The 23,671-nt window shown below is 51.0% G+C and carries 22 protein-coding genes; 9 read left to right on the forward strand and 13 right to left on the reverse strand.

The genetic code is table 11. The features are described 5' to 3' along the window. Positions 1 to 286: 286 nt before the first annotated feature. The gene (locus tag OGX98_RS11265) at positions 287 to 445 is read left to right on the forward strand and encodes a hypothetical protein (protein WP_286595304.1); all 159 of its coding nucleotides are present in this window, start codon (positions 287 to 289) and stop codon (positions 443 to 445) included. Here OGX98_RS11265 and OGX98_RS11270 read toward each other — a convergent pair. Next, positions 442 to 957, reverse strand: a complete 516-nt coding sequence (locus tag OGX98_RS11270) for a Fic/DOC family protein (RefSeq protein WP_286595332.1) — start codon at positions 955 to 957, stop codon at positions 442 to 444. The genes OGX98_RS11265 and OGX98_RS11270 overlap by 4 nt on opposite strands. Before the next feature lie 244 nt (positions 958 to 1,201). Here OGX98_RS11270 and yjjJ point away from each other — a divergent pair, with 244 nt between their 5' ends. Next, positions 1,202 to 2,506, forward strand: a complete 1,305-nt coding sequence (gene yjjJ, locus OGX98_RS11275) for a type II toxin-antitoxin system HipA family toxin YjjJ (RefSeq protein ID WP_286595306.1) — start codon at positions 1,202 to 1,204, stop codon at positions 2,504 to 2,506. Positions 2,507 to 2,820: 314 nt separating this feature from the next. Here the strand turns inward: yjjJ and OGX98_RS11280 are convergent, their stop codons facing one another. The 6 genes from OGX98_RS11280 to OGX98_RS11305 form a co-directional block, all read right to left on the reverse strand. Further along, entirely contained in the window at positions 2,821 to 4,137 is a 1,317-nt protein-coding gene (locus OGX98_RS11280; RefSeq protein WP_286595307.1) for a tyrosine-type recombinase/integrase, read from the reverse strand. A gap of 516 nt (positions 4,138 to 4,653) precedes the next feature. Continuing rightward, positions 4,654 to 4,953: a DUF1889 family protein gene (locus tag OGX98_RS11285; protein ID WP_045449790.1), complete on the reverse strand. Its 300-nt coding sequence runs from the start codon at positions 4,951 to 4,953 to the stop codon at positions 4,654 to 4,656. A gap of 140 nt (positions 4,954 to 5,093) precedes the next feature. Continuing rightward, positions 5,094 to 6,902: a diol dehydratase reactivase subunit alpha gene (locus OGX98_RS11290; protein WP_286595308.1), complete on the reverse strand. Its 1,809-nt coding sequence runs from the start codon at positions 6,900 to 6,902 to the stop codon at positions 5,094 to 5,096. 10 nt (positions 6,903 to 6,912) lie between these two features. Next, on the reverse strand, positions 6,913 to 7,341 hold the full coding sequence (locus OGX98_RS11295) for a glycerol dehydratase small subunit DhaB3 (protein WP_045447790.1): 429 nt from the start codon (positions 7,339 to 7,341) through the stop codon (positions 6,913 to 6,915). Positions 7,342 to 7,343: 2 nt separating this feature from the next. Then, positions 7,344 to 7,928, reverse strand: coding sequence for a propanediol/glycerol family dehydratase medium subunit (locus OGX98_RS11300; protein WP_048220523.1), 585 nt, complete (start codon positions 7,926 to 7,928; stop codon positions 7,344 to 7,346). A gap of 12 nt (positions 7,929 to 7,940) precedes the next feature. After that, the gene (locus OGX98_RS11305) at positions 7,941 to 9,608 is read right to left on the reverse strand and encodes a propanediol/glycerol family dehydratase large subunit (protein WP_045447796.1); all 1,668 of its coding nucleotides are present in this window, start codon (positions 9,606 to 9,608) and stop codon (positions 7,941 to 7,943) included. Positions 9,609 to 10,001: 393 nt separating this feature from the next. Here OGX98_RS11305 and OGX98_RS11310 point away from each other — a divergent pair, with 393 nt between their 5' ends. The 4 genes from OGX98_RS11310 to OGX98_RS11325 are packed head-to-tail and all read left to right on the forward strand — an operon-like array spanning position 10,002 to position 12,520. Next, on the forward strand, positions 10,002 to 10,430 hold the full coding sequence (locus OGX98_RS11310) for a GlcG/HbpS family heme-binding protein (RefSeq protein ID WP_045447799.1): 429 nt from the start codon (positions 10,002 to 10,004) through the stop codon (positions 10,428 to 10,430). Positions 10,431 to 10,452: 22 nt separating this feature from the next. Then, entirely contained in the window at positions 10,453 to 11,616 is a 1,164-nt protein-coding gene (gene dhaT, locus OGX98_RS11315) for a 1,3-propanediol dehydrogenase (protein WP_045447806.1), read from the forward strand. Between the two features lie 19 nt (positions 11,617 to 11,635). After that, the gene (locus OGX98_RS11320; protein WP_045447809.1) at positions 11,636 to 11,989 is read left to right on the forward strand and encodes a glycerol dehydratase reactivase beta/small subunit family protein; all 354 of its coding nucleotides are present in this window, start codon (positions 11,636 to 11,638) and stop codon (positions 11,987 to 11,989) included. Beyond that, on the forward strand, positions 11,990 to 12,520 hold the full coding sequence (locus OGX98_RS11325; protein ID WP_225761440.1) for a cob(I)yrinic acid a,c-diamide adenosyltransferase: 531 nt from the start codon (positions 11,990 to 11,992) through the stop codon (positions 12,518 to 12,520). Here OGX98_RS11325 and dhaR read toward each other — a convergent pair. From dhaR to OGX98_RS11340, 3 genes are all read right to left on the reverse strand, one after another. Continuing rightward, complete coding sequence (gene dhaR / locus OGX98_RS11330) at positions 12,498 to 14,423, reverse strand: dihydroxyacetone kinase operon transcriptional regulator DhaR (protein ID WP_045449791.1); 1,926 nt, start codon at positions 14,421 to 14,423, stop codon at positions 12,498 to 12,500. The genes OGX98_RS11325 and dhaR overlap by 23 nt on opposite strands. Before the next feature lie 92 nt (positions 14,424 to 14,515). After that, positions 14,516 to 15,613 (reverse strand): glycerol dehydrogenase, encoded by a 1,098-nt coding sequence (locus OGX98_RS11335; RefSeq protein ID WP_045447815.1) that lies wholly within the window; start codon positions 15,611 to 15,613, stop codon positions 14,516 to 14,518. Positions 15,614 to 15,663: 50 nt separating this feature from the next. Then, on the reverse strand, positions 15,664 to 15,897 hold the full coding sequence (locus OGX98_RS11340) for a hypothetical protein (RefSeq protein WP_045449793.1): 234 nt from the start codon (positions 15,895 to 15,897) through the stop codon (positions 15,664 to 15,666). 277 nt (positions 15,898 to 16,174) lie between these two features. On the opposite strand from OGX98_RS11340, the gene OGX98_RS11345 reads away from it, so the two are divergent. After that, positions 16,175 to 17,833: a glycerone kinase gene (locus OGX98_RS11345; RefSeq protein WP_045447818.1), complete on the forward strand. Its 1,659-nt coding sequence runs from the start codon at positions 16,175 to 16,177 to the stop codon at positions 17,831 to 17,833. A 201-nt stretch (positions 17,834 to 18,034) separates the two neighbouring features. Here the strand turns inward: OGX98_RS11345 and cfa are convergent, their stop codons facing one another. Beyond that, complete coding sequence (gene cfa / locus OGX98_RS11350) at positions 18,035 to 19,189, reverse strand: cyclopropane fatty acyl phospholipid synthase (protein ID WP_045447821.1); 1,155 nt, start codon at positions 19,187 to 19,189, stop codon at positions 18,035 to 18,037. 67 nt (positions 19,190 to 19,256) lie between these two features. On the opposite strand from cfa, the gene OGX98_RS11355 reads away from it, so the two are divergent. Beyond that, positions 19,257 to 20,105, forward strand: a complete 849-nt coding sequence (locus tag OGX98_RS11355; protein WP_045447824.1) for a helix-turn-helix domain-containing protein — start codon at positions 19,257 to 19,259, stop codon at positions 20,103 to 20,105. Here OGX98_RS11355 and OGX98_RS11360 read toward each other — a convergent pair. Next, the gene (locus OGX98_RS11360) at positions 20,099 to 20,884 is read right to left on the reverse strand and encodes a siderophore-interacting protein (RefSeq protein ID WP_286595309.1); all 786 of its coding nucleotides are present in this window, start codon (positions 20,882 to 20,884) and stop codon (positions 20,099 to 20,101) included. The two genes, OGX98_RS11355 and OGX98_RS11360, sit on opposite strands and share 7 nt — an antisense overlap. Before the next feature lie 237 nt (positions 20,885 to 21,121). On the opposite strand from OGX98_RS11360, the gene OGX98_RS11365 reads away from it, so the two are divergent. Beyond that, positions 21,122 to 21,802 carry a PadR family transcriptional regulator gene (locus OGX98_RS11365; protein ID WP_167493935.1) on the forward strand — a complete coding sequence of 227 codons (681 nt, stop codon included), beginning with the start codon at positions 21,122 to 21,124 and terminating at the stop codon, positions 21,800 to 21,802. Positions 21,803 to 21,852: 50 nt separating this feature from the next. Here OGX98_RS11365 and OGX98_RS11370 read toward each other — a convergent pair whose 3' ends face one another. Next, complete coding sequence (locus tag OGX98_RS11370; RefSeq protein ID WP_048220516.1) at positions 21,853 to 23,373, reverse strand: methyl-accepting chemotaxis protein; 1,521 nt, start codon at positions 23,371 to 23,373, stop codon at positions 21,853 to 21,855. Positions 23,374 to 23,671: the final 298 nt, after the last annotated feature.

Below are 23,671 nucleotides of genomic sequence, written 5' to 3' on the forward strand. Positions count from 1 at the left end.
TGTCAAAATTTTAACTCATTGCTATCATCGCAATTGATATTCGATTAGTACAGCACTAAAAAGCCATTCACATTAGAGTTTTTTTACATGTGTCACATTTAACAGATTGCATAGAGATACTGAGGTGGGCTAAAGAAGTAATCTGAGCAGGATCAATAATTATCGAATAATTATTAAATTTTTCTAATCGAATATGTTGTAATTATAAGTGTTACAATACTATCAGAAACCTTGCCAGACTTAGCCTGTACCACTATTATAGCTAGGTAGCATAAGGAATTCTCAAATGAGTAGTCAATCAACATCCGCGCAAGTTACAAAAGCCCAGATTTATCGCGCCGTTGCCAGCTCCACCGCGATAGAAACCGGTGCTTCAGTGCAAAAAATTGAGCAGCAACTTAAAAAAAATCAGGCACAAGCGAAAACCGTTGGTCTCGCTCACTAGTCTGACAAGATATCGCTCACCAGCTGTTTCATAGGGTTATAGTTCCCTGAAACACCCGCCTGTATTGCCTTGAAGTAAAATGCCTTGTGCTCATCCCACAGGCTGTAGTCTAGTAAGCCCTTCCCCGCCAGAACCGACAACACATCGCAAAGTAGCCGCGACAGACGCCCGTTACCTTCTCTGAATGGGTGGATCAAAATAAATTCCACATGGCATTCAGCCAAATAACTAACCAGCTCAGGGCGAGCTAGGGATTTCAGCTCACCAGACCGAGAAAGAAACTGCTTCTCGAAACCATCAAGAAGAAGTGGAATCCTGTCGGCAGCAGCAAACTGGAAACCGTCCTTAGTCAGGTTCGCGTTACGTAGCCGCCCTGCCCAGTCGTACACATTCCCCAGCCATTGGCGATGCCACCTACTGATGTGCTCAAAAGCCAGCGCTTCAGGCGGCTGGCCTTCGATAAATAGCTTTTCATAAAGCATCAGCAGTAGACCAGACTCCAGCGCCTTCATTTCCTCTTTATCAATGATCCCCAGCTTATTAGCCAGCTCCAAGTCTCCAGAGCCCGGCTGATACGACTCTGCTGCTGTAATTGATATAGCTGAATTTAACTATCCGGTTTGCACTAATAACATCACGACAAACTCCGACCAAGGTGTTAGGGCTATTCCCTCCGGGGTGACTAGTTGTAAATTAAGTGATAGGGTATGCATTCAATATCTATTCACAAATCTATTCAAAAAGAGATTCAACATTATGCCTACTCGCTCTGACAGGATACGTCGGTTGCTCAGCCAAGGCCCGATGCAAGCTCGGCAACTCATTGAGATAATGGGCATTAGCCAGCCAACACTGTCCCGCGCATTGAGAGATATTGGCGATGACATTGTTCGAATTGGAGCTGGTCCATCTATTCAATACGCTCTACGTGATGTTTATCGCGGATTCAGGTCTGCCCCCATTTACCGCATCACTGATGAAGGACGCGTTAGACCCCTTGGCGAGCTCATCCCGGTTCATCCTGAGGGATTTGTCATGGTGCAGACCAATAACGTAAGCCTCCATAGCGACGGACTACCGTGGTGGCTGTTTGACATGCGACCACAAGGGTATCTCGGGCGAGCCTACGCATCAACGTATGCGGCCGATCTCGGCTTGCCAGCGAATCCAGAGCAATGGGCTGACTCGGATGTCGTCAGGGCATTGCTTGCACATGGCCATGATGCTATCGGCAACCTGCTGATAGGGGAACAAGCACGAGAGCGTTTCCTTGAGATGCCTGAACCCACCCCAGTTGAGCGCGCCACAGCCTACCCCGCGTTGGCATTGGCGGCTGGGGCCGGTGAAGCACCGGGATCATCTGCAGGAGGTGAACAGCCGAAATTTTGCACCTATACAGAGCGCGGTCACGTCTTAGTAAAATTCTCGGCCCCAGACGATAATCCGGTTAGCGAACGTTGGCGCGACCTTCTGTTGGCCGAGCACTTGGCGTTAAGGGTGCTTGGGGTGGAAACTGAGGTATATGATTTTGGTAGTCAGCGCTTCCTCGAGATCCCCCGATTCGACCGCGTTGGCCAACTGGGTCGTATTGGCGTCTTCTCGCTGAGGGCACTTGATGCAGAGTTTGTCGGAAATGCCAGAGCTCCTTGGCCTGTTCTGGTTAACAGCCTTGTTACGGAAGGGCATGTCCATCCGGATGCTGCAACAGGTACCGCCCGGCTTTGGGCATTTGGGATGCTAATTGGCAATACCGACATGCATCACGGGAACTTGTCGTTCATCAGCAGCCACGGTCGCCCGTATCACCTTGCACCGGCCTACGACATTCTGCCTATGGGGTTCGCTCCCAGAACGGGAGGCGCAATCGTGAACGAGCTTCGACCTGCATCACTACCCGAAGTAATTAGCCGGGATATCTGGCATGAAGCGCTAGGCTTGGCTGAAGACTTCTTTGTTATAGCTAGCAGTTGCGAGCGTTTCTCCGCCAATTTCGTCCCATGCCTTGAGACATTACGCCATCATCTTGACGAGGCCAGATCACGTATAGCCCGTCTAGGGTAAAAAGCTAGCTCAACTTTACTGATCCACTCATTTTCCAGCTCAATATAATCCAAAGGGTGCGGGTATATAAACAGTATAGCTACAGGTGACACGTAAACTTCGTCATCAGGAGGATCGCGCATCTAAGCTGATGGACTTAATGATGATGTGCCCGAACTTCGCCTTAATGCACTGTTTGCTAATTTGTATTAGTTAACTAACGAGCAAATAGTGAAGTTATCTACGTGTTCGTCCGCACATATTGATTTCGCTATCTTTCATATCGATGGCACTGGTACTAGAAGCCAGATCGATGCTGAATTAAACCAAAACAATTACCTCCGTCCAAACAAGTTCACAACGTTGTTTTCCTGCTGTCGCTGATAGTTGTTAACCCTATCTTCCCAAATCTCAAGCGCCCTGCGCTTTTCAGTCAGGTAATCATAACGATCATAGTGTTTCGAGCTAACGTCGTTCAAAGCGTGATTCTGAATACGATCACGGATCTCTTTGCTGATCCCCGCCTCCCCCATCAGAGTCTTACAGGTCCGACGTAAATCTCGCGCTGTGAAAACCTTAAACTCAGGATTAAAAGTCCTGAAATACATGATGGAACGCGCCAGGCTATCGGTACGCACAGGGCGCTCACCGTTGGTTGATAGCGGGAAAATATAAGGACTGTTACTTTCCTTAGTCAGTTCTTTCACTGAGGCTAATTCCTGTAGTGCCGATTCAGTCAGCGGGATCAGGTGCTCACGCTTGTTTTTCGATACATCGGCGATGACCAGCAATGTCTTTTGCTGCCAGTCAATTGCACTCCACTGGCTGGCAATCATTTCAAACGGACGCTGCCCACCAGCATAAACACAGAAGCGAATCAGATGCTGCATCAACGGCCCAACGTTGGTGGTCTCGGCGAACTGTTCCATGACAACACGCAACTCTTCCAGCGTTAACCATGTATCACCCACTTTTTCCGCCGAAGACTGTTTCGGTATGGCCGAGACCGGGTTAACTTCAAGACCAAACGTGATACCCACGCTGGTATTCATCGGATCGTTATCGGCTTTTAAGCCGTAATTAAATGCTGCCATCAGATACGAGCGAATCCGGTTAGCATGGACCACCGCATCACGCTGGATAATGCCTGAGAGGATGGTTTTGATCTGCAGAGGTGTTACATCCTTCGCTTTGGTATCACGAGGGATAACCGTGTAGCACTCTTTTTCAAGGCGCTTCAGGACATCAGCCCAGGTCCGCTTATTGTCGAGCTTCATCTTGTTAACGTAGCCATGCACCAGCTCTTCAAATGATCCCTGAGAACGATGGATCTGCATAATGTGCTGTTCGGCCAAGCGCTGTTGCTCAAGCTCTTGCTGGGGTTCTTTTCCTTCAACAAGCCAGGCACCATACTTTTTCGCCAGCTCATTGGCGGTCACTAGTTTCATCTCAGGCCAGATGCCCAACTGGATGAACTTCTCTTTCTTCCCTTTCTCAACGTAGTAACGGAAATAAAAAACTTTGCTGCCTGAAGGCTGAACCTTAACGCCAAGCCTGCCAGTACCACGTTGAGCGCTGTTGCTCCACACGTAGTACGCCGTGCTTTTTGTCTTCAATCCACGTATGGCAGTCTCGGTAATATTAGCGGCCATGAGTTTACCTTTCTAAGGATAAGCGTTACCTGACCCGATGCCCATTTCGGGTCAGGTAACGGGTCAGGTAAGGATAGTACAATGGGGAAATGAGAGAACCAATCAGAAACAGAAACAACTTCATAACTGTTTGATTATAGACAATTAAAAATACAAATAGAGACAATGGCGAACAATTAAAAACATGCCAATTTTATGACTCATAATCGCTTGGTCGCTGGTTCAAGTCCAGCAGGGGCCACCAAATTTCAAGGACTTGCGAGCAATCGCAGGTCCTTTTTGTTTTGTGTGCTCTCTGAATATTTGCGCAAGTCCCCAGAGGAGGCGCTAATCAATAACGAAACTGAAATTTGTATACCTGAACAGGTAATGACGATCGGAAAAAACTGGGGGATGTCGATGGAGTCCTGAGCAGTACAGTGATAATCCGTACTCACCAGCATGTTGATAAGGCTTTTGGACGCCACCACTCTGAAAGTGGAAACGTCCGGTTAGCGTCTAATTCAAACGATCAGCTCACACTAACGCCTGGAGCTGTTCCTGCATGTAGGCTGTAAAAAACTCAGGATTCTTAATGAGGATACGATTACCGGAGGCAATTTTTTCTGCCCATCCGGCCACTTTTTTCGTGAACTCTGGATTCCATCCCTCTTGTTCACCGCGAGCCATAATATCGGCTGCGCTAGCTGGCACACCTAACTCATTCAAATATTTTAAAATTCCCTTGGCCGTACTTTCATCCATTGAATGTGGTACTGACGCCGATGTGTTCATACCACCAATAAAATCCAATGCTTTCTCAATTGCTGTTGGCATGCTCTTATCCTTAAAATTAACCGCGTAATAAACACATTTATAATATGAACCCAAGTCAGCCGGGATATCAAAGAGAACGTTACCTTTATTTGATTCATGCCTCAGCCAAACGCTTGCGGTGGCGATTTTCTGCACTATTGTTACGCTTCGTCGGCTAAAACCAGCCCGGTTGCCACCGCATTGCGCGGCCCTTCTGTGCCTCGAATATTGCCCTGACCGGCAACGACGCCGTAATGCGACAGCGCTTCGGTGATCATTTGTGGGATTTCAAAATCCAGCGATGAGCCCCCCACCAGCACCACAAAGGTAATATCGCGGATAGAGCCGCCGGGTAAGACCTGGCGCAACGCGCGCAGGCAATTAGTCACAAAGACCTTATCCTTTGCCTGACGACGCACCAGGCGGATTTTCTCCAGCGACGTCTGGTTATCAATAGGGATAAGTTCACCATCTTTCAGATATACCACTTTGGCGAAAACAGAGGGACTTAGCGGCTCGCGAAAAAACTCCACTGCACCATTCTCGTGACGAATACTGAACAGACTCTCCACTTTCGCCAGCGGGTATTTCTTAATCTCCTCAGCCAGAAAAGGATCGTTCAGCCCCAGCTCCGTTTTAATCAGTAAACTGACCATGTTTCCTGCTCCTGCCAGATGCACCGCCTTAACGACACCATCACCATTAATAATGGCGGCATCGGTAGATCCTGCGCCTAAATCAAGGATCGCCAGTGGTGCTGCACATCCGGGGGTGGTCAACGCCCCAGCCACTGCCATATTGGCCTCCACACCGCCGACTTCAACGGACGTACCCAGTCGCGTACTCAGTTCGCTGGCGATCGCCTGCATCTGTAACCGATCGGATTTCACCATCGCCGCAATGCCAACGGCATTCTCCATCGAATGTTCCCCGGCGATACCGCCCAGGACTTTACGGGGGATAAAGGTATCTGCCGCCAACAGATCCTGGATATGTACTGTGTTCATATCGTGGCCGCTCAACGAGGCCATCACCTTACGCACGCGCTCAAGCATACCGCCCGCGTGCGTACCAGCCTCACCACGAATATCGCGTACAGGAGCACATCCGTTCATCGCCTGCATAATCGCCTGTGCCCCTTGCGACACATCGGCTTCGCCACTGCGCTTTTCTCCGCTGATAAAGATCTTTCCTGCCGGGATCACTCGCGACTGTACATCCCCCTGCGGCGTTTTCAACACCACGGCGGAACGATTGCCAATCAGCGCCCTGGCGATCGGCACGATCGTCTGGGTCTCCTCAGGCGTCAGGGCAAAGAAGGTGGCGATGCCGTAGGGATTCGACAGCACCCGAACAACCTGCCCTGCCGCAGCGACTTCCACCGCAGCCAGCACACCTTCCGGTACCTTTTCCAGCAGCGTCACTTCATCGACTACCGGCAATGTTCGGTGTAGGCGATTGTTAACCAGCACGCCATCATCCTTTTTCAGGATCGCCGCCACGACGTTAACACCACGATCCAGTGCCTCATTCAACAACCAGACCGCCTCGAGAAAATCTATCTTTTCACCAACCAACGGGATCCAGCCCTGCGCAAACTGATCTTTGTTTAACAAAGCCAACTTTTCCAGAGCGATAGTGGTACCCATCCCTACCCCAACGCCACCCGGAGTTTGTGGGTTATGGCCAATCATTGTCGATTCCGTAATGATGGTTTCAGTGATCGTTTCCATCGCGACATCGCCAATCACTGGTGCGGCCTCGTTGATGCAAACTTTCACCACATCGCTAAGTGACCATGGCGTTTTATCCAGCGCCTGCTGCAAAGAGGCTATCACCCCGGCGATGTTGTCCCGCGTGCCTTTCATACCCGTCGTGGCGACAATCCCGCTGGCGACAAACCTGCCACGCTGTGCCAGCGCCACTTCTGTCGTGGCGTTGCCGATATCAATCCCCGCAACTAACGACATACTGCCTCCGTTATTGGCTGCCTTTCCGCAGCTTGTTTCTCTGCTGATACACCTCTGCTGACTCACGGATAAAACCGGCATTCACCGTAGCGTGCCAGGTGTGTTCAAGCTCATCAGCAATAGCCAGTAATTCCGTCATTGAAGAGCGAAACGGGCGTAGCGCGTTGTAAATTTCCAGAATACGGGCATCCGGAATGGCAATCAGTTCCGCCGCACGACGGAAATTGCGCGCAACGGCGTGACGCTGCATTTGCTCAGCTATCTGTGCCTGATACTCCAGCGTTTGCTGAGAAATACGCACATCCTGCGATCCCACACGCCCCGCCAACACATTCTCAAGGGTGATGTCAGTTAACGGTTTACCGGTAGGCGTAAGGATTTTCTCCGGACAACGAGTCGCTAACGGATAATCCTGCGCGGTCATGATGTTTTCGCTCATGGTCATTCCCTTACTAATGCAACGTGCAGCGTGACAGGAGAGGCGTCCTGCACCACATGTTTGGTTTCTTTAATATGAAACAGCGCGGCTTTAGCCATAAATTTCGGCCTCACCATCTGATCATTCACCACCGGAACAGGCGAGGGTGACTCTTTACGCGCATAACGCGCAGCGTTCTTGCCGATCTGCCGGTAGGTTTCCAGCGTCAGTAGCGGTGCCTGAGAAAAAAGCTCAAGGTTGCTCAGCGGCAGTAAATCGCGCTGATGAATAACCGTTGTTCCTTTTGACTGGATACCAATACCAATGCCGGAACCGCTAAGGTTCGCCGCATCCCAGGCCATAAACGAAACATCCGAGGTACGCAGGATCCTGACCACCCGCGCATGCAGTCCCTCTTCTTCAATCCCGGCAACCAGCTCTTTCAGGATCGCCTTGTGCGGCATATCAATCAGGGTTTTATGCTGGTATTTATCAAAGGCCGGACCAACGCCAATCACCACCTCATCTGCGCGTTCGTCTGCCTTTGCCGCCTCTCCTTCACTGACCTGCAATGTGAAAACTGGCTTACGTTCAGTTGTGCATTCCACAGGAGTACCGCCTTATTCAATGGAGTTGGGCTGAACCACGCCCGCAATGTTTTTAATTTCCGCCCAGCGTTCAGCGGAAATGCGATAGCCGGTGCCAGGCCCCTGATAATCATTGATATCGTTGACGGCGCTAACCACATCGAACTGACGGTCAAGAATGGCAGATGTTTGCAGGTAATCGCCGGTGACACGCTGTCTCAACATATTGAGAATATTGCTGGCGATATCTTCAAAGCCACTGGCGCTTAATGCCCCAACAATATCCAGCCCGGTAATATTGCGCTTCATCATCTCTTCCACCGCTGCCAGATCTTCCACGACATTGCGCGCAGGCATATCTTTGCTGCCGTGGGCATAGGTCGCGGCTTCAACTTCCTCATCACTAATCAGCGGCAGGCCCAGCTCGCGGAATACCGCCTGAATGGCGCGGGCGGCTTTATTACGGATAGCGATGGTTTCCTCTTCAGTGACCGGACGCAGACCACCGTCAACCATCAGATCGCGCTGCAGAATGTTGTAATCATCGAAGTCTTCGGCGTCAAAGTTCGACCCGGCAAACATGTTGTCGTAGTTCGGTACTGCGCTGTAGCCGGAGAAGATAAAGTCGGTGCCGGGCAACATCTGCATCAAGGTGCGCGCAGTGCGACGAATATCGGAGTGCGAGAAGGTCTGGTCATTCGCTGATGCCACTTCAAGGTCGAGCATCGAGGCAATCAGGTTTTCCGCCAGCACCGCGCGGATCCCCGACGGCACCGCGCCGGTCATCCCGATACAACTAACCGCACCGTTTTGCAGCCCCTGAACGCCCGCTCCCTTGGTGATAAAAATGCAGCGCGACTCGAGATAGAGCATTGATTTACTTTCTGAATAACCCATCAGCGCTTCAGATCCGGTACCGGAGGTATAGCGCATTTTCAGTCCGCGAGAAGCATAAGCCGAGGCGAGAAAGGCTTTTGACCATGGGGTATCATCGCCATCGGTAAACACCGACTCAGTCCCGTATACCGATACCGTTTCGGCGTAACTGGTGAATCCACGCATCCCCAGTTCCAACTCCGTGGCTTCTTCAACAGAACATTGCGTAAGCACGCCAGGGCGACCACACTGTGAGCCAACCAGTAGCGCCAGTGCGTTAAACGGCGCATAGCGAGCGATACCCACTGTCGTTTCCTGTTCGGAAAAGCCACGGATCCCCGCCTCGGCAGCGTCGGCGGCAATCTGGACCGGATTATCTTTCAGGTTGGTGACGTGGCACTGGTTTGAGGGAGTCCGTCTGGCACGCATTTTTTGCAGCGCCATCATCATCTCCACCACGTTCATTTGCGCCATCACTTCCACCGCCTTCGCCGGGGTGATTGCGGTGGTAATCGCAATGATCTCTTCCCGACTGACGTGGATATCCACCAGCATTCTGGCTATGTCCAGCGCATCGAGCTGCATCGCTTGCTCTGTCCGGGAGACATTAATGGCATAGTCGGCAATAAAACGGTCAATCATGTCGAACTGCGCGCGGCTCTTGCCGTCCAGCTCAACAATACGACCATTTTCCACCTTCACCGACGACGCCGGATCGTAGGGGCTTTCCATGGCGATTAGCCCTTCTTCCGGCCATTCGCCAATAAGCCCATCCTGGTTTACAGGCCGCCGGGCAAGGGCTTCGAATCGTTTTGATCTTCTCATAATTTATAGACTCAAAAGATAAAGAATAGAGACGCTGGGCCAGATCGCCGGAGGATTAAATCCCCGGCAATCGCCTTTCATCAGCAATAGCCGAACTTTAAATGAGCAGACCAATAAAAAAATTAAATTAATTTCGTTCCAATTTGGTACGTAATTAAACTTCTCCGTTCCACATTGAAACGGCTATCTTAAATATTCACAGCGAATTGTGACAGGGTTAAATGATCATTATCAACAAATGCCAAAAGCAGTAAATAAACTTAATTTTTTAGAAAACCTCACCCTATTGACTTAATAACACGCAGCGCGAGAATAAAGAAAACCCACTAAAAAAAATAGCTGACGCACAATATTTTTCGCGACCTCAGCCCTACAATCTTGTCAGGAGATAATGTGAATAAGACCCAACCAATCGCCACCATCACACTGGCGGCAGCAAAGAAAATGGCAGCCACAGTCGAGGCGAAAGCGCATGAAATCAACGTTCCGGTAGTCTTTTCTGTTGTTGATCACGGCGGAAATGCGCTGCTGATGCAACGTATGGACGAGGCGTTTATCACCAGTTGTGACATTTCTCTCAATAAAGCGTATACCGCCTGCTGCCTGCGACAAGGTACTCACGAAATTACTGATGTGGTACAACCTGGTACTTCTCTATATGGTTTACAGCTAACCAACCAACAGCGAATAGTTATTTTTGGCGGCGGCTTGCCTGTCATATCAAACGGAAAAACAATCGGTGCTGTCGGCGTCAGTGGCGGCACTGTTGAACAGGATATGTTATTAGCCCAAAGCGCACTGAATTGCTTCTCTGAATTATAAATTAAACTTAAGAAGGTATATTATGAGCTATCGTATGTTTGATTACCTGGTGCCAAATGTGAACTTTTTTGGCCCTAATGCTATTTCCGTCGTCGGCGAACGCTGCAAACTACTGGGTGGGAAAAAAGCACTGCTGGTTACTGATAAAGGCCTGCGGGCAATTAAAGACGGTGCGGTAGATAAAACCCTCAGCCATCTGCGTGAAGCCGGTATTGAGGTAGTGGTTTTTGATGGCGTCGAGCCGAATCCTAAAGACACCAACGTACGTGATGGCCTGGCAGTTTTTCGTAAAGAGCAGTGCGATATTATCGTCACCGTCGGTGGCGGTAGCCCGCATGACTGCGGTAAAGGCATTGGCATCGCAGCCACTCATGAAGGCGATCTCTACAGCTACGCCGGAATTGAAACACTGACCAACCCGCTGCCTCCAATCGTTGCGGTCAATACCACCGCCGGTACCGCCAGCGAAGTGACCCGCCACTGCGTGCTGACTAACACCAAAACAAAAGTGAAATTCGTTATTGTCAGCTGGCGCAACCTGCCGTCTGTCTCTATTAATGATCCACTGCTGATGCTCGGAAAGCCTGCACCACTCACCGCCGCCACCGGGATGGATGCATTGACTCACGCCGTTGAGGCGTATATTTCAAAAGATGCCAACCCGGTCACCGATGCCGCTGCTATCCAGGCGATTCGCCTGATCGCCCGTAATTTACGTCAGGCCGTCGCGCTGGGCAGCAACCTGAAAGCCCGCGAAAATATGGCCTATGCCTCTCTGCTGGCGGGTATGGCCTTTAACAACGCCAACCTCGGCTACGTGCATGCCATGGCACACCAGCTAGGTGGCCTGTATGACATGCCGCACGGCGTGGCAAATGCTGTTCTGCTGCCACACGTGGCGCGTTATAACCTGATTGCCAACCCGGAAAAATTCGCTGATATCGCCGGTTTTATGGGCGAGAACACAGATGGCCTGTCCACCATGGACGCCGCTGAACTGGCGATTCATGCGATTGCCCGCCTCTCTGCCGATATCGGGATTCCGCAGCATCTGCGCGAGCTTGGCGTAAAAGAAGAAGATTTCCCGTATATGGCGGAAATGGCGCTGAAAGACGGCAACGCGTTCTCGAACCCGCGTAAAGGGAATGAGAAAGAGGTTGCCGAAATCTTCCGCCAGGCGTTCTGACTGAAAAAGGGGGGACGCAATGTCACTTTCATCTCCAGGTGTGCATCTTTTTTATCACTCGCGCTGGCAGGATACTCGCGTGCTTGATGAGCTGTGCTGGGGACTGGAAGAGCAAGGCGTCCCCTGCAAGGCCATCAGTTACGACGAGAATGAGAGCGCGTTGGCGCTCAGCAAACGGGCAGCAAAAAGCTCGGCGCTGCGCGTTGGTCTCGGCCTCAGCGTGACGGGGGATATTGCCTTAACCCATGCCCAGTTACCCGAGGATCGTGCGCTGGTCTGTGGGCATATCGCTGCCGGAATCGAACAGGTTCGCACCCTTGGCGCCAACGCCGGTCAACTGGTCAAAGTTCTTCCCTTCAGTGAGATAACATAAATGTATCGCATCTATACCCGAACCGGCGATAAGGGCACTACCGCGTTGTTTGGCGGCAGTCGTATCGACAAAGATGATATCCGCGTTAATGCCTACGGCACCGTAGATGAGCTGATTTCCCAGCTTGGCGTCTGCTACGCTACGACCCGGCAAACAGAGCTACAGCAGGATCTACACGCCATCCAGAAAACACTGTTTGTGCTGGGCGCCGAGCTAGCCAGTGATGAAAAAGGTCTTTCCCGTTTAAAACAGACCATTGGCGAAGGGGATATTCAGACACTGGAGCAACTGATTGACCGCAATATGGCGCAAAGTGGCCCGCTTAAAGAGTTTGTGACTCCAGGGAGAAATCTGGCATCTGCGCAATTGCACGTTGCGCGAACGCTGACACGACGACTGGAGCGTATTCTCACAGCAATGGACAGAACAATTGCCGTACGCGGAGAGCTTAAGCGTTACATCAATCGCTTATCGGATGCACTCTTCTCAATGGCCAGAATTGAAGAAACTACTCCAGATGTTTGCGTTTAAACTGGCTGGCATCGATGTCGTACTGTTTCATCTTGCGCCACAGCGTGGTACGCCCAATGTTCAGCAGTTGCGACATCTCCTGCACACGCCCACTGGTAACACGAGCAGCGTGGATGATCGCCTCTTTTTCGATGGCGGTAAACGTCAGGCTGGCAGGAAGCAGCGACGATGCGGCCTCCAGACCTGGACGTTCGGCAAACAGATAATCAGGCAGATTGCTCAGGCGAATATGGCCGTTATCGCTGCTGATGGCGATATTCTCGATAATGCTGTTTAGCTCGAAGTCATTGCCCGGCCACGAATAAGCTACCAGTTGTGCCAGCGCGTCGTCGTCCAGTTTCAGACTGGATGAAAAGCGTTTCTTCAGGCTGTTAAGGCGCGTATGAATCAGTGCCGGAATACTGTTACGCCGCGCCCGCAGCGGTGGAATAACAATCTCAAAGGAGTGTAGTGCGTAATACAGCTGGCGGCTAAAGCGGTTTTGCTCCACCAGATTCGCAAGATCTACCGTGGTAGTGGCGATCACTTTCACATCAACCGGGATCAACCGACGGGCATCGAGGCGAGTCAACACCCCCTGCTTGATCACCTGTAACAGAGCAGATTGTAGCTCCGGCGCCAGATACTCAATTTTTTCCAGAAACAGCGTGCCACCGTTCGCCAGTTCGAGGCGACTCAGTCGACCATTTTCATCATCGGTTGGTGCACTGCCCGTAAAGTCCTGCCCCAGTACGCTATTGGCATACAACTGGCAGTTCACGGCAATATAAGGGCCGCTGGCACGTTCGCTTTCATTGTGAATGGCCTGACTGAGAAGCTCTTTACCCACCCCCTCTTCACCGCACAACAGGATCGGGAAACTTCCCCTGGCCGCCTGGCGACCAAAATGAATCAAACGCCGGGTTTCCGGATCATCCGTCGACATCTGTTCAAAAGTATGGCTAACCTTGCCCAGTTGACTGGTCATCAATTGACGCATTTGCTCAACCGGATGCAACAGCAAAATAAAGCTGTTGCCCTGTTCTTCTACAATCGGCTTCAGGGTAATGACCGCATCAACAAACTGATGCTGACTCTCAAAGGTGACTTCGACGTGATTCAGGCCGCGGGCATGTTTAATCGCACGACGCAGCAGGGTGGGTAAATTGACCAGGTCATTAATGTTTTTCCCCTGGCTGGCCTGAGCGTCCAGATGCAACAGCATGGCGGCGCGTGCATTGAGAAACTGCAGTACGCCCTGCTCGTTCCAGGCCATCACGCCGTCATCCATACTCTCCAGCAATCCGTACATCTGATTGAGATGTCGGTTAGATTCGGCTAACAGGCTGTCGGTCAGCAAAGAATTACCGACTTCCCTGGCAATCGCCAGCGTCAGCGATAAATCAGAAATGGATTCATGCTCTACCAGGCAGCAAAGCGAAATCGAGCCAAACAGTCGCCCGTGGTTATCAAACACCGGCGTTGAGCAAAATGACCACGGATGCAACGCCTGTTTAAAGTGCTGATCCCCGCTGGTTTTTGTCGGTTGTCCTGGCATTGTCGCCAGCGACAATGCACAGCTGCCAATGATGCTCTCAGCACAGTAGCTACCATCCAGAAACCCAAGTTCCGCCAGTTGTTCTACCGTCTGTGGATCGCCGCAACGGCTCAGAATACAGGCAGACTCATCCAGAATAAGCAGCGCGCAGGGACGTCCGTCCATAAACTCCCAGGCATCTTCCAGCGCAGCCTGACCTATCGTCAGCAGCGCAGTCTTACGTCGACAAATCGACTCAAAAGTCAGTCCCTGCGCCTGATGCGGCGCCTGCCACGTTTCACGCTGCATAAACTTGCTGCAACGATGCCATGACTGGGCGATGACCGAAGAGACTTCCTTCCCGATGTCCTGAGTGTGCGCCGTCATATCCATTTCCGCTGTTTTACCATAGACAACCCCTCCGGCAGAGACTGTCAGAGGGGAGAAAAGATGCCGGAAAGAGGCTTACCGGCGCCTGATTAACGTGCCAGCCACTGCTGCCCCAGCAGGTCCGCCGTCAGAATAGCGGCATGAACACTTTCTGGTGTCACCGGGAACGGCATATTGTGAATGGTTTCACCTTCCGCACAGGTCGCTTTGGCAACGGCATGAATCTTGTCGTCGATGCCTTCTTTTACGCCCATTTGCGCCAGCGTGACCGGCAGGCCAACTTTCTGGCAGAAATCCAGCACGGTTTCTATCTCTTCCATTGGGCTATTTTGCAGGACCAGTTGTGCCAGCGTACCAAACGCAACTTTTTCACCATGGTACAAATGGTGGCACTCTTCCAGAATCGTGAAGCCGTTATGGATCGCATGTGCGCCCGCGAGACCGCTGCTTTCAAAGCCGATGCCGCTGAGATAAGTATTCGCTTCCACGATACGCTCCAGTGCATCCGTCACCACGCCAGCCTGCGCTGCACAGCGTGCCTTTTCGCCTTCTGCCAGCAACGTATCATAGCACAGGCGTGCCAGGCTCAGTGCCGCTGCCGTGGACTGCCCGCCCGCCATGCTGGTCGCTCTGGCATCGTAACAGGCTTTCGCTTCAAACCAGGTTGAAAGCGCATCGCCCATTCCGGCAACCAGCAGACGCACCGGCGCCCTGGCGATAATCGCCGTATCCATCACCACCATATCCGGGTTTTTCGGGTAGATCAGATACTCTTCAAACTCACCGGCTTCAGTATAGATAACGGACAGCGCACTGGTTGGTGCATCAGTAGAGGCAATAGTCGGAATCACCACCACCGGCAGCTTCTGGTAATAGCCAATCGCTTTGGCTGTATCCAGCGTTTTCCCGCCGCCAATCCCCACAACGCCACGGCAGCCATGTTGTTTCAAAATGGCAATCAGACGATTAATTTCCACATGGCTGCATTCACCATTAAAGCGTTCCGCATGACAGCTAATGTCGTGGCTGTGCAGGCCGTTGAGCACTTTCTCCCCCGCCAGCTTCATCACGAAGTCATCTGCAATCACGAAAAAGCTGTCCGCCAGATTTTTAGCGTATTGACCAAATAAGATAGAAGCGTCAGGACCCTGGAGATATTTGGCTGGAGATTGAATAACTTTTAGCATTCCTTTCATCCTCAAATAAGTACATGTTTTTACATGATGAGCCCTGGCGTTCACCTGTTTAGCCTGATGTAGATAGCAAAACGAAGGGGTACCGGAGCGATGCAATAACTGTATGGCGAGGCGTGAACAAAAAAATCTTTCGTCTTTTTGTTCTGATATGAAACAGATAAAAATGACTGACGTTCCATATTGGAACGATTAACCCTGAAATTAATAAGGTTTGCGATCCCGATCCGCTCATTTAGCGCCAATGCCGCGCGGGTAACTAAAATCAGGTTTTGCATTTCCTCTCCACCACCGTCGTAACCATCCGAAAATAGCATCCTGCGACGTATTACCCTCTCTAATACAAAGAGAAAAAAGTTGTTCGGGTTCGCATTGTGTAATTTTTTCGTACAGTTACGTTCCATTTTGGAACAAAAAAGAACATTCATGTTCCGTAATGAAACTCATTTTGCATGTGTTTTTTTCCGCACTGACTCAGCCAAAATCTCTCCATCGCCTCCGCACCATGTCAATGCATCCGGGGGTTTGTTTTACTCTTAATCTCCAGGAGCCGTTATGTCTCAATTCTTTTTTAATCAGCGCAACCATCTCGTAAACGACGTTATCGACGGTACGATCATCTCCAGCCCGTGGAACAACCTGGCACGTCTGGAGAGCGATCCAGCCATTCGTATCGTGGTACGTCGCGACCTCAATAAAAATAACGTGGCAGTGATCTCCGGCGGTGGCTCAGGGCACGAACCCGCTCATGTCGGGTTTATCGGCAAGGGCATGTTAACCGCAGCTGTCTGTGGCGACGTATTTGCTTCGCCAAGCGTGGATGCGGTACTGACAGCCATTCAGGCGGTAACCGGTGACGCAGGTTGCCTGTTGATCGTTAAGAATTACACTGGCGACCGTCTTAACTTTGGTCTTGCGGCAGAGAAAGCCCGTCGGCTTGGCTATAACGTCGAGATGCTGATCGTCGGTGATGACATTTCGCTGCCGGATAACAAACATCCTCGCGGTATCGCCGGGACTATTCTGGTACATAAAATTGCCGGCTATTTTGCCGAGCGCGGCTATAACCTCGCCACCGTCCTGCGTGAAGCGCAATATGCGGCAAACAACACCTTCAGCCTTGGTGTTGCGCTCTCCAGTTGTCATCTGCCGCAGGAAACCGAGACTGCACCACGTCATCATTCGGGGCATGCAGAACTGGGAATGGGTATTCACGGTGAGCCGGGCGCATCCGTGATCTCCACCCAAAACAGTGCGCAGATTGTCAATCTGATGGTAGATAAGCTGATTGCCGTGCTGCCTGAAACCGGTCGCCTGGCAGTGATGATTAATAACCTCGGCGGCGTGTCGATTGCGGAAATGGCTATTCTGACCCACGAACTGGCAACCAGCCCACTGCACTCGCGCATCGACTGGCTGATTGGCCCAGCCTCGCTGGTCACAGCTCTGGATATGAAAGGCTTTTCGCTGACGGCCATCGTGCTGGAAGAGAGCATCGAAAAAGCGCTGTTAACCGAGGTGGAAACCACCAGTTGGCCAACCCCCGTACCACCACGTGAAATCACTACCGTGCCATCATCTCAGCGCAGTGCACGCGTGGAATTCCAGCCTTCAGAGAACGCGCTGGTAGCCGGAATCATTGAACAGGTCACCGGGACGCTTTCCGGCCTGGAAGCACATCTCAACGCGCTGGATGCCAAAGTGGGTGATGGTGATACCGGTTCAACCTTTGCGGCAGGCGCACGTGAAATTGCCGACCAGCTACAGCGTAAGCAACTACCGCTTGCTGATCTGGCCACGCTGTTCGCGTTGATTGGGGAGCGTCTGACTGTGGTTATGGGAGGTTCCAGCGGCGTGCTGATGTCCATCTTCTTTACCGCAGCCGGGCAGAAACTGGAACAAGGTGCTGAGGTTGCCGAAGCGCTGAATACGGGTCTGGCTCAGATGAAGTTTTACGGTGGCGCGGATGAAGGCGATCGCACGATGATTGATGCGTTGCAGCCCGCACTAACCTCTCTGTTGGCACAACCGCAAAACCTGCAAGCTGCTTTTGAGGCTGCACAAGCTGGCGCAGAACGCACTTGTCTGTCGAGCAAAGCCAACGCGGGTCGCGCGTCTTACCTCAATAGCGAAAGCCTGCTCGGTAATATGGACCCCGGCGCACATGCTGTCGCGATGGTGTTTAAAGCGCTGGCAGAGAATGCTCTCAAATAGTCCTTAAAAAAACTCAGGTGGTGAGGTGTGGCGGGGCCGGCTGAAAATTGCCGACGCGTTTCCGTAAGGCCAGGAGAGCCAGCATGAATGCTGGCTCAGGGCGCGCTTTACGGTGAGCGGAACTCGATTCAGGAATCAAATGTTCTCGATAAATGCGACAGGCGTTGGCACGAGTTCGCATGAATCTCTCTACTAACCCTATTAGCGATAAACGCGAATACCGCCCTCGACGCCACGGCTAAACAGTACCTGCCAAAGCTCAATGTCTCGGGCGCGGAAAGCTCCGGCGCATGCGCATAAATAGTAATTGAACATTCTTCTAAAAGTGGCGGAGTAATGTGAAGACAACTCTGGCCATGCCTGATTAAAACGCTGGTGCCAGGCCATCAGCGTTTTATCATAATCACTACCGAAGTTATGCCAGTCCTCCATCACAAACCGCGACTCACTGGCCTCGGCAATATGCGATATCGCCGGTAAACATCCGTTCGGGAAAATATATTTATTGATCCACGGATCTACACTCATCCCTTTTTTATTGCTGCCAATGGTGTGAAGCAGAAAGAGGCCATCAGGTTTTAAACAGCGGTCAGCGATACTGAAATAGGTATCGTAGTTTTTCGGCCCCACATGTTCGAACATCCCCACGGAGACAATACGATCGTAGTGCTTATCAAGGTCACGATAGTCCTGAAGCAGAATGGTGACATCCAGCCCGTCACAGCGCTGCTGCGCCATTTTCTGTTGCTCTTTCGAGATGGTGACACCCTCTACCGCCACGCCATAATGGCGCGCTGCATATTCTGCCAGGCCACCCCATCCGCAACCGATATCCAGTAAACGCATCCCCGGCTTCAGTTGCAACTTCTCGCAGATCATTTTTAATTTTGCATTTTGCGCATCCTCTAATGAGGTCGCATCTTTCCAGTAGCCACAGGAATATTGCATGTATGGATCAAGCATCAGGGCGAAGAGATCATTACCAATATCATAATGCTCTTTGCCGACAATCCAGGCCCGGCTGCGCGACTGCAAATTAAAAAGGCGTGCACTGGCAATGCGTAAAATATCTTTCAGATTGCCCGGCATTTTTTGATCGAGTTTTGCTTTGAGGATCTTGCAGAACAGAATATCGAGCCGTTCGCAGTCCCACCAGCCTTCCATATAGCTTTCGCCAAGCCCTAAAGAACCTTGTTGCAGTACCCGTTTAAAGAAACCGGCATGATGAAGTTGAATATCCCAGGCACGCGAACCATTGATCTGGATATCAGCCTGCTGGAGCAGCTCTTTCCCCATCCGCGTCCAATTATCATTTGTTTCATTTACGATTACAGCATCTGAACAAAGCGTGTCCATGGTCTTTACCAAAAGTGGGCTAATAATTCTTAGGCAAGATTATTATGGAAAACAGAGTGTATGTATTATGATTTGCGGACAAGATCTATCGAGTAGAGGCCACATAACCGGGAGCATTACGTATTTCTTTATGGAAACCATCAAGCAGAAACAGTGGAATTCCTTCCCGGATGACTCAATGGCAGAACTGCCGCAGGATGTTTACTTTCGCTCATATGTCCTTGAAGCGAATAACCATGTACCGCAGCACTCACACTCTTTTACCCAGTTTCATTTTGCCCGCAAGGGAAGCATGCGTATTGATGTCGCCGGCAAATGCTGGATAATCCCCGCGCATTATGGAATCTGGATCCCTCATAATATTGAACATGCGGTATGGGCGCTGGATGATGTTCATTTAGAGAATCTGGATATTAAACCGGACTTTCTGGAGAAACGTATTGATGAGTGTAAAGTGGTCGCCATCAGTGATTTCGCCCGAGAGTTTATTCATTACGCGACCAACTTAATTTCGGGCCATTACGATCGTCAGTCAAAAGAAGGGAAGCTGGTCAGCGTATTGGTCGATATTATTTTGCAGTTACCGGAAGTTGCCTTTGTATTACCCTGGCCACAGGATCGCGAATTAACAAAAATCTGCCGGACAATACAGGAATCCCCCGCGCTGGAGCATTCGTTAGAGTACTGGGCGCAGCATCTCGGCATGTCGCCTCGCACATTTTCGCGCCATTTCAAAAAAGAAACGGGATTACCTTTCAGCGTCTGGAAGCAAAAAATGCGGATTCTGGAATCCGTATTAATGCTTAAGAAAAATAAAAGCGTGACCGCCGCCGCACTCGACGTGGGTTATTCGAGCACCGCGGCATTTAGCTACGCGTTTCGCCAGGCCTTTGGCGTTCCTCCGTCTAATTATTGATCAGCGGCTTTGCGTTGGTGCCAGTAAGCAGCTGCACGTACCAGTTGCTGATCGAACTCCTCGGTTTCAAAGCGGGCACTCAGGTTTTTCACCACTTTTCCTTCGCCTGTTATCCAGATGAAATAATCTTCTGCAGGTACATTTAGTTGCGCCAGCACGTCGTTCACCGCCTGCTCGTTGTGACCGACAAACCACTGGATAGCAAACCCGTCGAGGTGGGAAAGATAATCCTGGCAGGCTGCATCCTGCACGCTCACCAGTGCAATCACCTCTGGACGCACCGCTAAACGACTCAGCGCTTCCAGGCGGCGGCGCAGAGCAGGCATTCCCGACTCATCACACACGTAAACCTGATACGCATAGTCTTCTGGTACCACCAGAGAACCGCGTGGTCCACCGATTGTCAGCTTGTCACCTTCACGGGCGTTCATCGCCCAGGTACTCGCCACGCCGCCGTCATGAATGAAGAAATCCAGCGCCAGCTCATGACGCGCTTCATCATACAGCGGCGTGTAATCCCGGGATGCAGGACGGACTCCCTCTGCCCAGACAATGCCCTCATCCGTCACCACTGGCGGCACAAAATGCGTACCCGGTTCAGGAAAAAAGACTTTGGAGTGATCATCAAAACCGCGTGAGCTAAAGCCATCCAGTGCGTCACCGCCAAGAACGATACGCTGAAAACCCGCGCTTATGCGTTCAACGCGCAGGACTGAGAGTTCGCGAAAGCGCAGTTCATTACGAACGCGCTGTGGGTAGCGTGGGGTATTTTTTGTCATTTTTCCGCCTTCGTGAAAATAATACGATATATCTAATTTAATTTTTAAATGATAATGATTGCTAGTTACAAATATTGCAAGCACTTTTTTTGATATAGTCCCGCTCTGCTTATCAGAACGACAACACCGAATTAAAAACTATAAAAATCAATATATTATAATAAACAAAAAGAACACTGTTGCAAAATACCAGTTTTTAGATATAAATTAGATATATCTAAACAACATCAGGAGAAGATGATGCAAAACCAACATGAAGGTTGCTGCAAAAATGCAGAACACCAACACGAAGGATGCTGCAAAGGTGAAGGGCATCACCACGAAGGCCATGACACCGAGCATCACCATCAGGGGTGCTGCAAAAGTGAAGAACATCGCCACGAAGGTTGTAACAAAGAGCACCACCACGAGCACGGCTGCGGACATCGCCATGGCCGGGGCGGCGGCGGCCGTCGTCAGCGCTTTTTCGGCCACGGCGAATTGCGCCTGGTGATTCTGGATATTTTGACCCGCGATGCCAGCCACGGCTATGAACTGATCAAAGCCATCGAAACACTGACCCAGGGTAATTACACACCAAGCCCCGGCGTGATTTATCCGACGCTGGATTTTTTGCAGGACCAGGAACTGATTGTCATCAACGATGAAGAAAGCGGACGTAAACAGATAACGATCACCACGCAAGGTCAGCAGTGGCTTGATGAAAACCGTGAGCATCTGGAACATATCCACGAACGCATTAAAGCGCGTTGTGTGGGTTTTGAATTACGTAAAAATCCGCAAATGAAACGGGCGCTGGATAACTTCAAGGCCGTACTGGATCTGCGGGTTAATCATGGTGATACCAGCGATGCGCAGATCAAAAAAATCATCGGTATTATCGATCGTGCCTCACTGGACATCACCCAGTTAGATTAAAACAAACCGGTCAAAAGGCGGAACCCGTTGTTCCGCCTTCACACCTGAGGTTAATGCAGGACCGTTACGGCATCTTCCAGACGCCCGGCACGATGTTTCACCATCGCTGAAATGTGGGCACTCTCTTCGACAAGTTCTGCATTTTTCTGCGTAATGCTGCTCAATTCATTCACCGCGCGAGTCAGGCTGGAAAGCCCATCCGCCTGTTCCAGCGTGGAGTGGCTGATTTGGGCAATCAGTTGGGTAACGTTTTGTACCTGCGCCACAATGTCGTCCATTGTGCGCCCGGCAGCGTGAACCTGATCGGAACCAGACTGCACTTTGTCAGCGCTGGCATCGATCAATTTGCGGATGTCATTCGCCGCACTGGCGCTACGGCTGGCAAGATGGCGTACCTCTCCCGCCACCACGGCGAACCCTTTCCCCTGCTCACCCGCTCGCGCGGCTTCAACCGCTGCGTTCAACGCCAGAATGTTAGTCTGGAAAGCAATATCGTTAATCAGAGTAGTGATAGTGCCGATCCGCTGGGTGCTATTAGCAATATCGTCCATCGTTTTAATGACGGTGTCCATCGCCTCACCACCCTGCGTTGCCGCACTGCTGGCTGCAATGGAGAGCTTGTCGGCAGCGGATGCAGTCGCGGAGTTTTGCTTCACCGACGCCGCCATCTGGTTCATCGTCGTCACCGTTTCCTGCACATTTTCTACCGTCTGTTGCGTGTGCCGGTTCAAATCATCACTGCCTTTTGCCAGCGTTTCGCTGTCGTTACGCACACAGGAAACCTGGCTTGAAACATCATGGATAAGCCAGCGACACATTAATCCCAGTTGCCCCACTGACCGTAACATCAGCCCCAATTCATCGCTGCGGTTAAGGTGCGACACGCTATTGCGCTCTCCGGTCGCGACTTTCAGCGCCTGACGGGCAACATTCTCGATTGGGCGTACAATTTGCCATTCGAAGATCGTCGTTCCAGCCAGCATCACCAGCGCACTCATCAGCAGTAGCGGCCATTCAGTCCCCATCTGCTGCAACGCAACGGCCAGCACGGCAAACATCAATGCCATCACACTACGTACCCGCCAGCGCACCGGGAGCGACGGGAGTTTACCCAGCCAGCCTTTACGTACCACCAGCCCTTTATGAATACGCCTGTTACAACGCCCTTCATTCAGCGCCTTATATAAAGGCTCTACCGCCGCGATCTCTTCCTCCGTCGCCCGGGTCCGGATGGACATATACCCGGTAACATGTCCATCCCGCACCATCGGCACCGCGTTGGCTCTCACCCAATAGTGATCGCCATTTTTACGCCGGTTTTTCACAATCCCACTCCACGGCTCGCCCTGCTGCAGCGTGTACCACATATCCGCAAACGCCGCTTTTGGCATATCCGGATGACGAACCAGGTTATGCGGCTTACCGAGCAATTCATTCAGCTGATAGCCGCTGACCTGAACAAAGGTATCGTTCGCATGGGTAATATAGCTTTGTAAATCGGTGGTCGACATGAGGGTGATATCATCATCCAGCGGTGTATTTTGCTGACTAACGTAGGGATGAGAAGACATGGTTGCGTCCTGTGCAGGTTATCTGGTTGTTAACTCTTTCGGCTTATGTTATTTCGGCGCTAATCTTTTTAACTTTAGTTGTTAAATTTGATTTAGATCGCAATTTGCGATTAAACCTCAAAATCTGTATGTTTTCTAATTCATTGATTTAAAATACTTTCATAACGAAACTATTCAACAACACTTCACTCCACGCACTGCAATAGTGCAATTTTTGCCCACTTTTAGCGCAGTAGGCCACTTTTCCCGTCTGTTTTCTGGCTGTAAACCTGGGCAAAACACCAGCAAATGTTAATGT

The organism is Citrobacter sp. Cm046 (assembly GCF_030333065.1).
In the GTDB taxonomy this organism is placed as follows: domain Bacteria; phylum Pseudomonadota; class Gammaproteobacteria; order Enterobacterales; family Enterobacteriaceae; genus Citrobacter; species Citrobacter murliniae.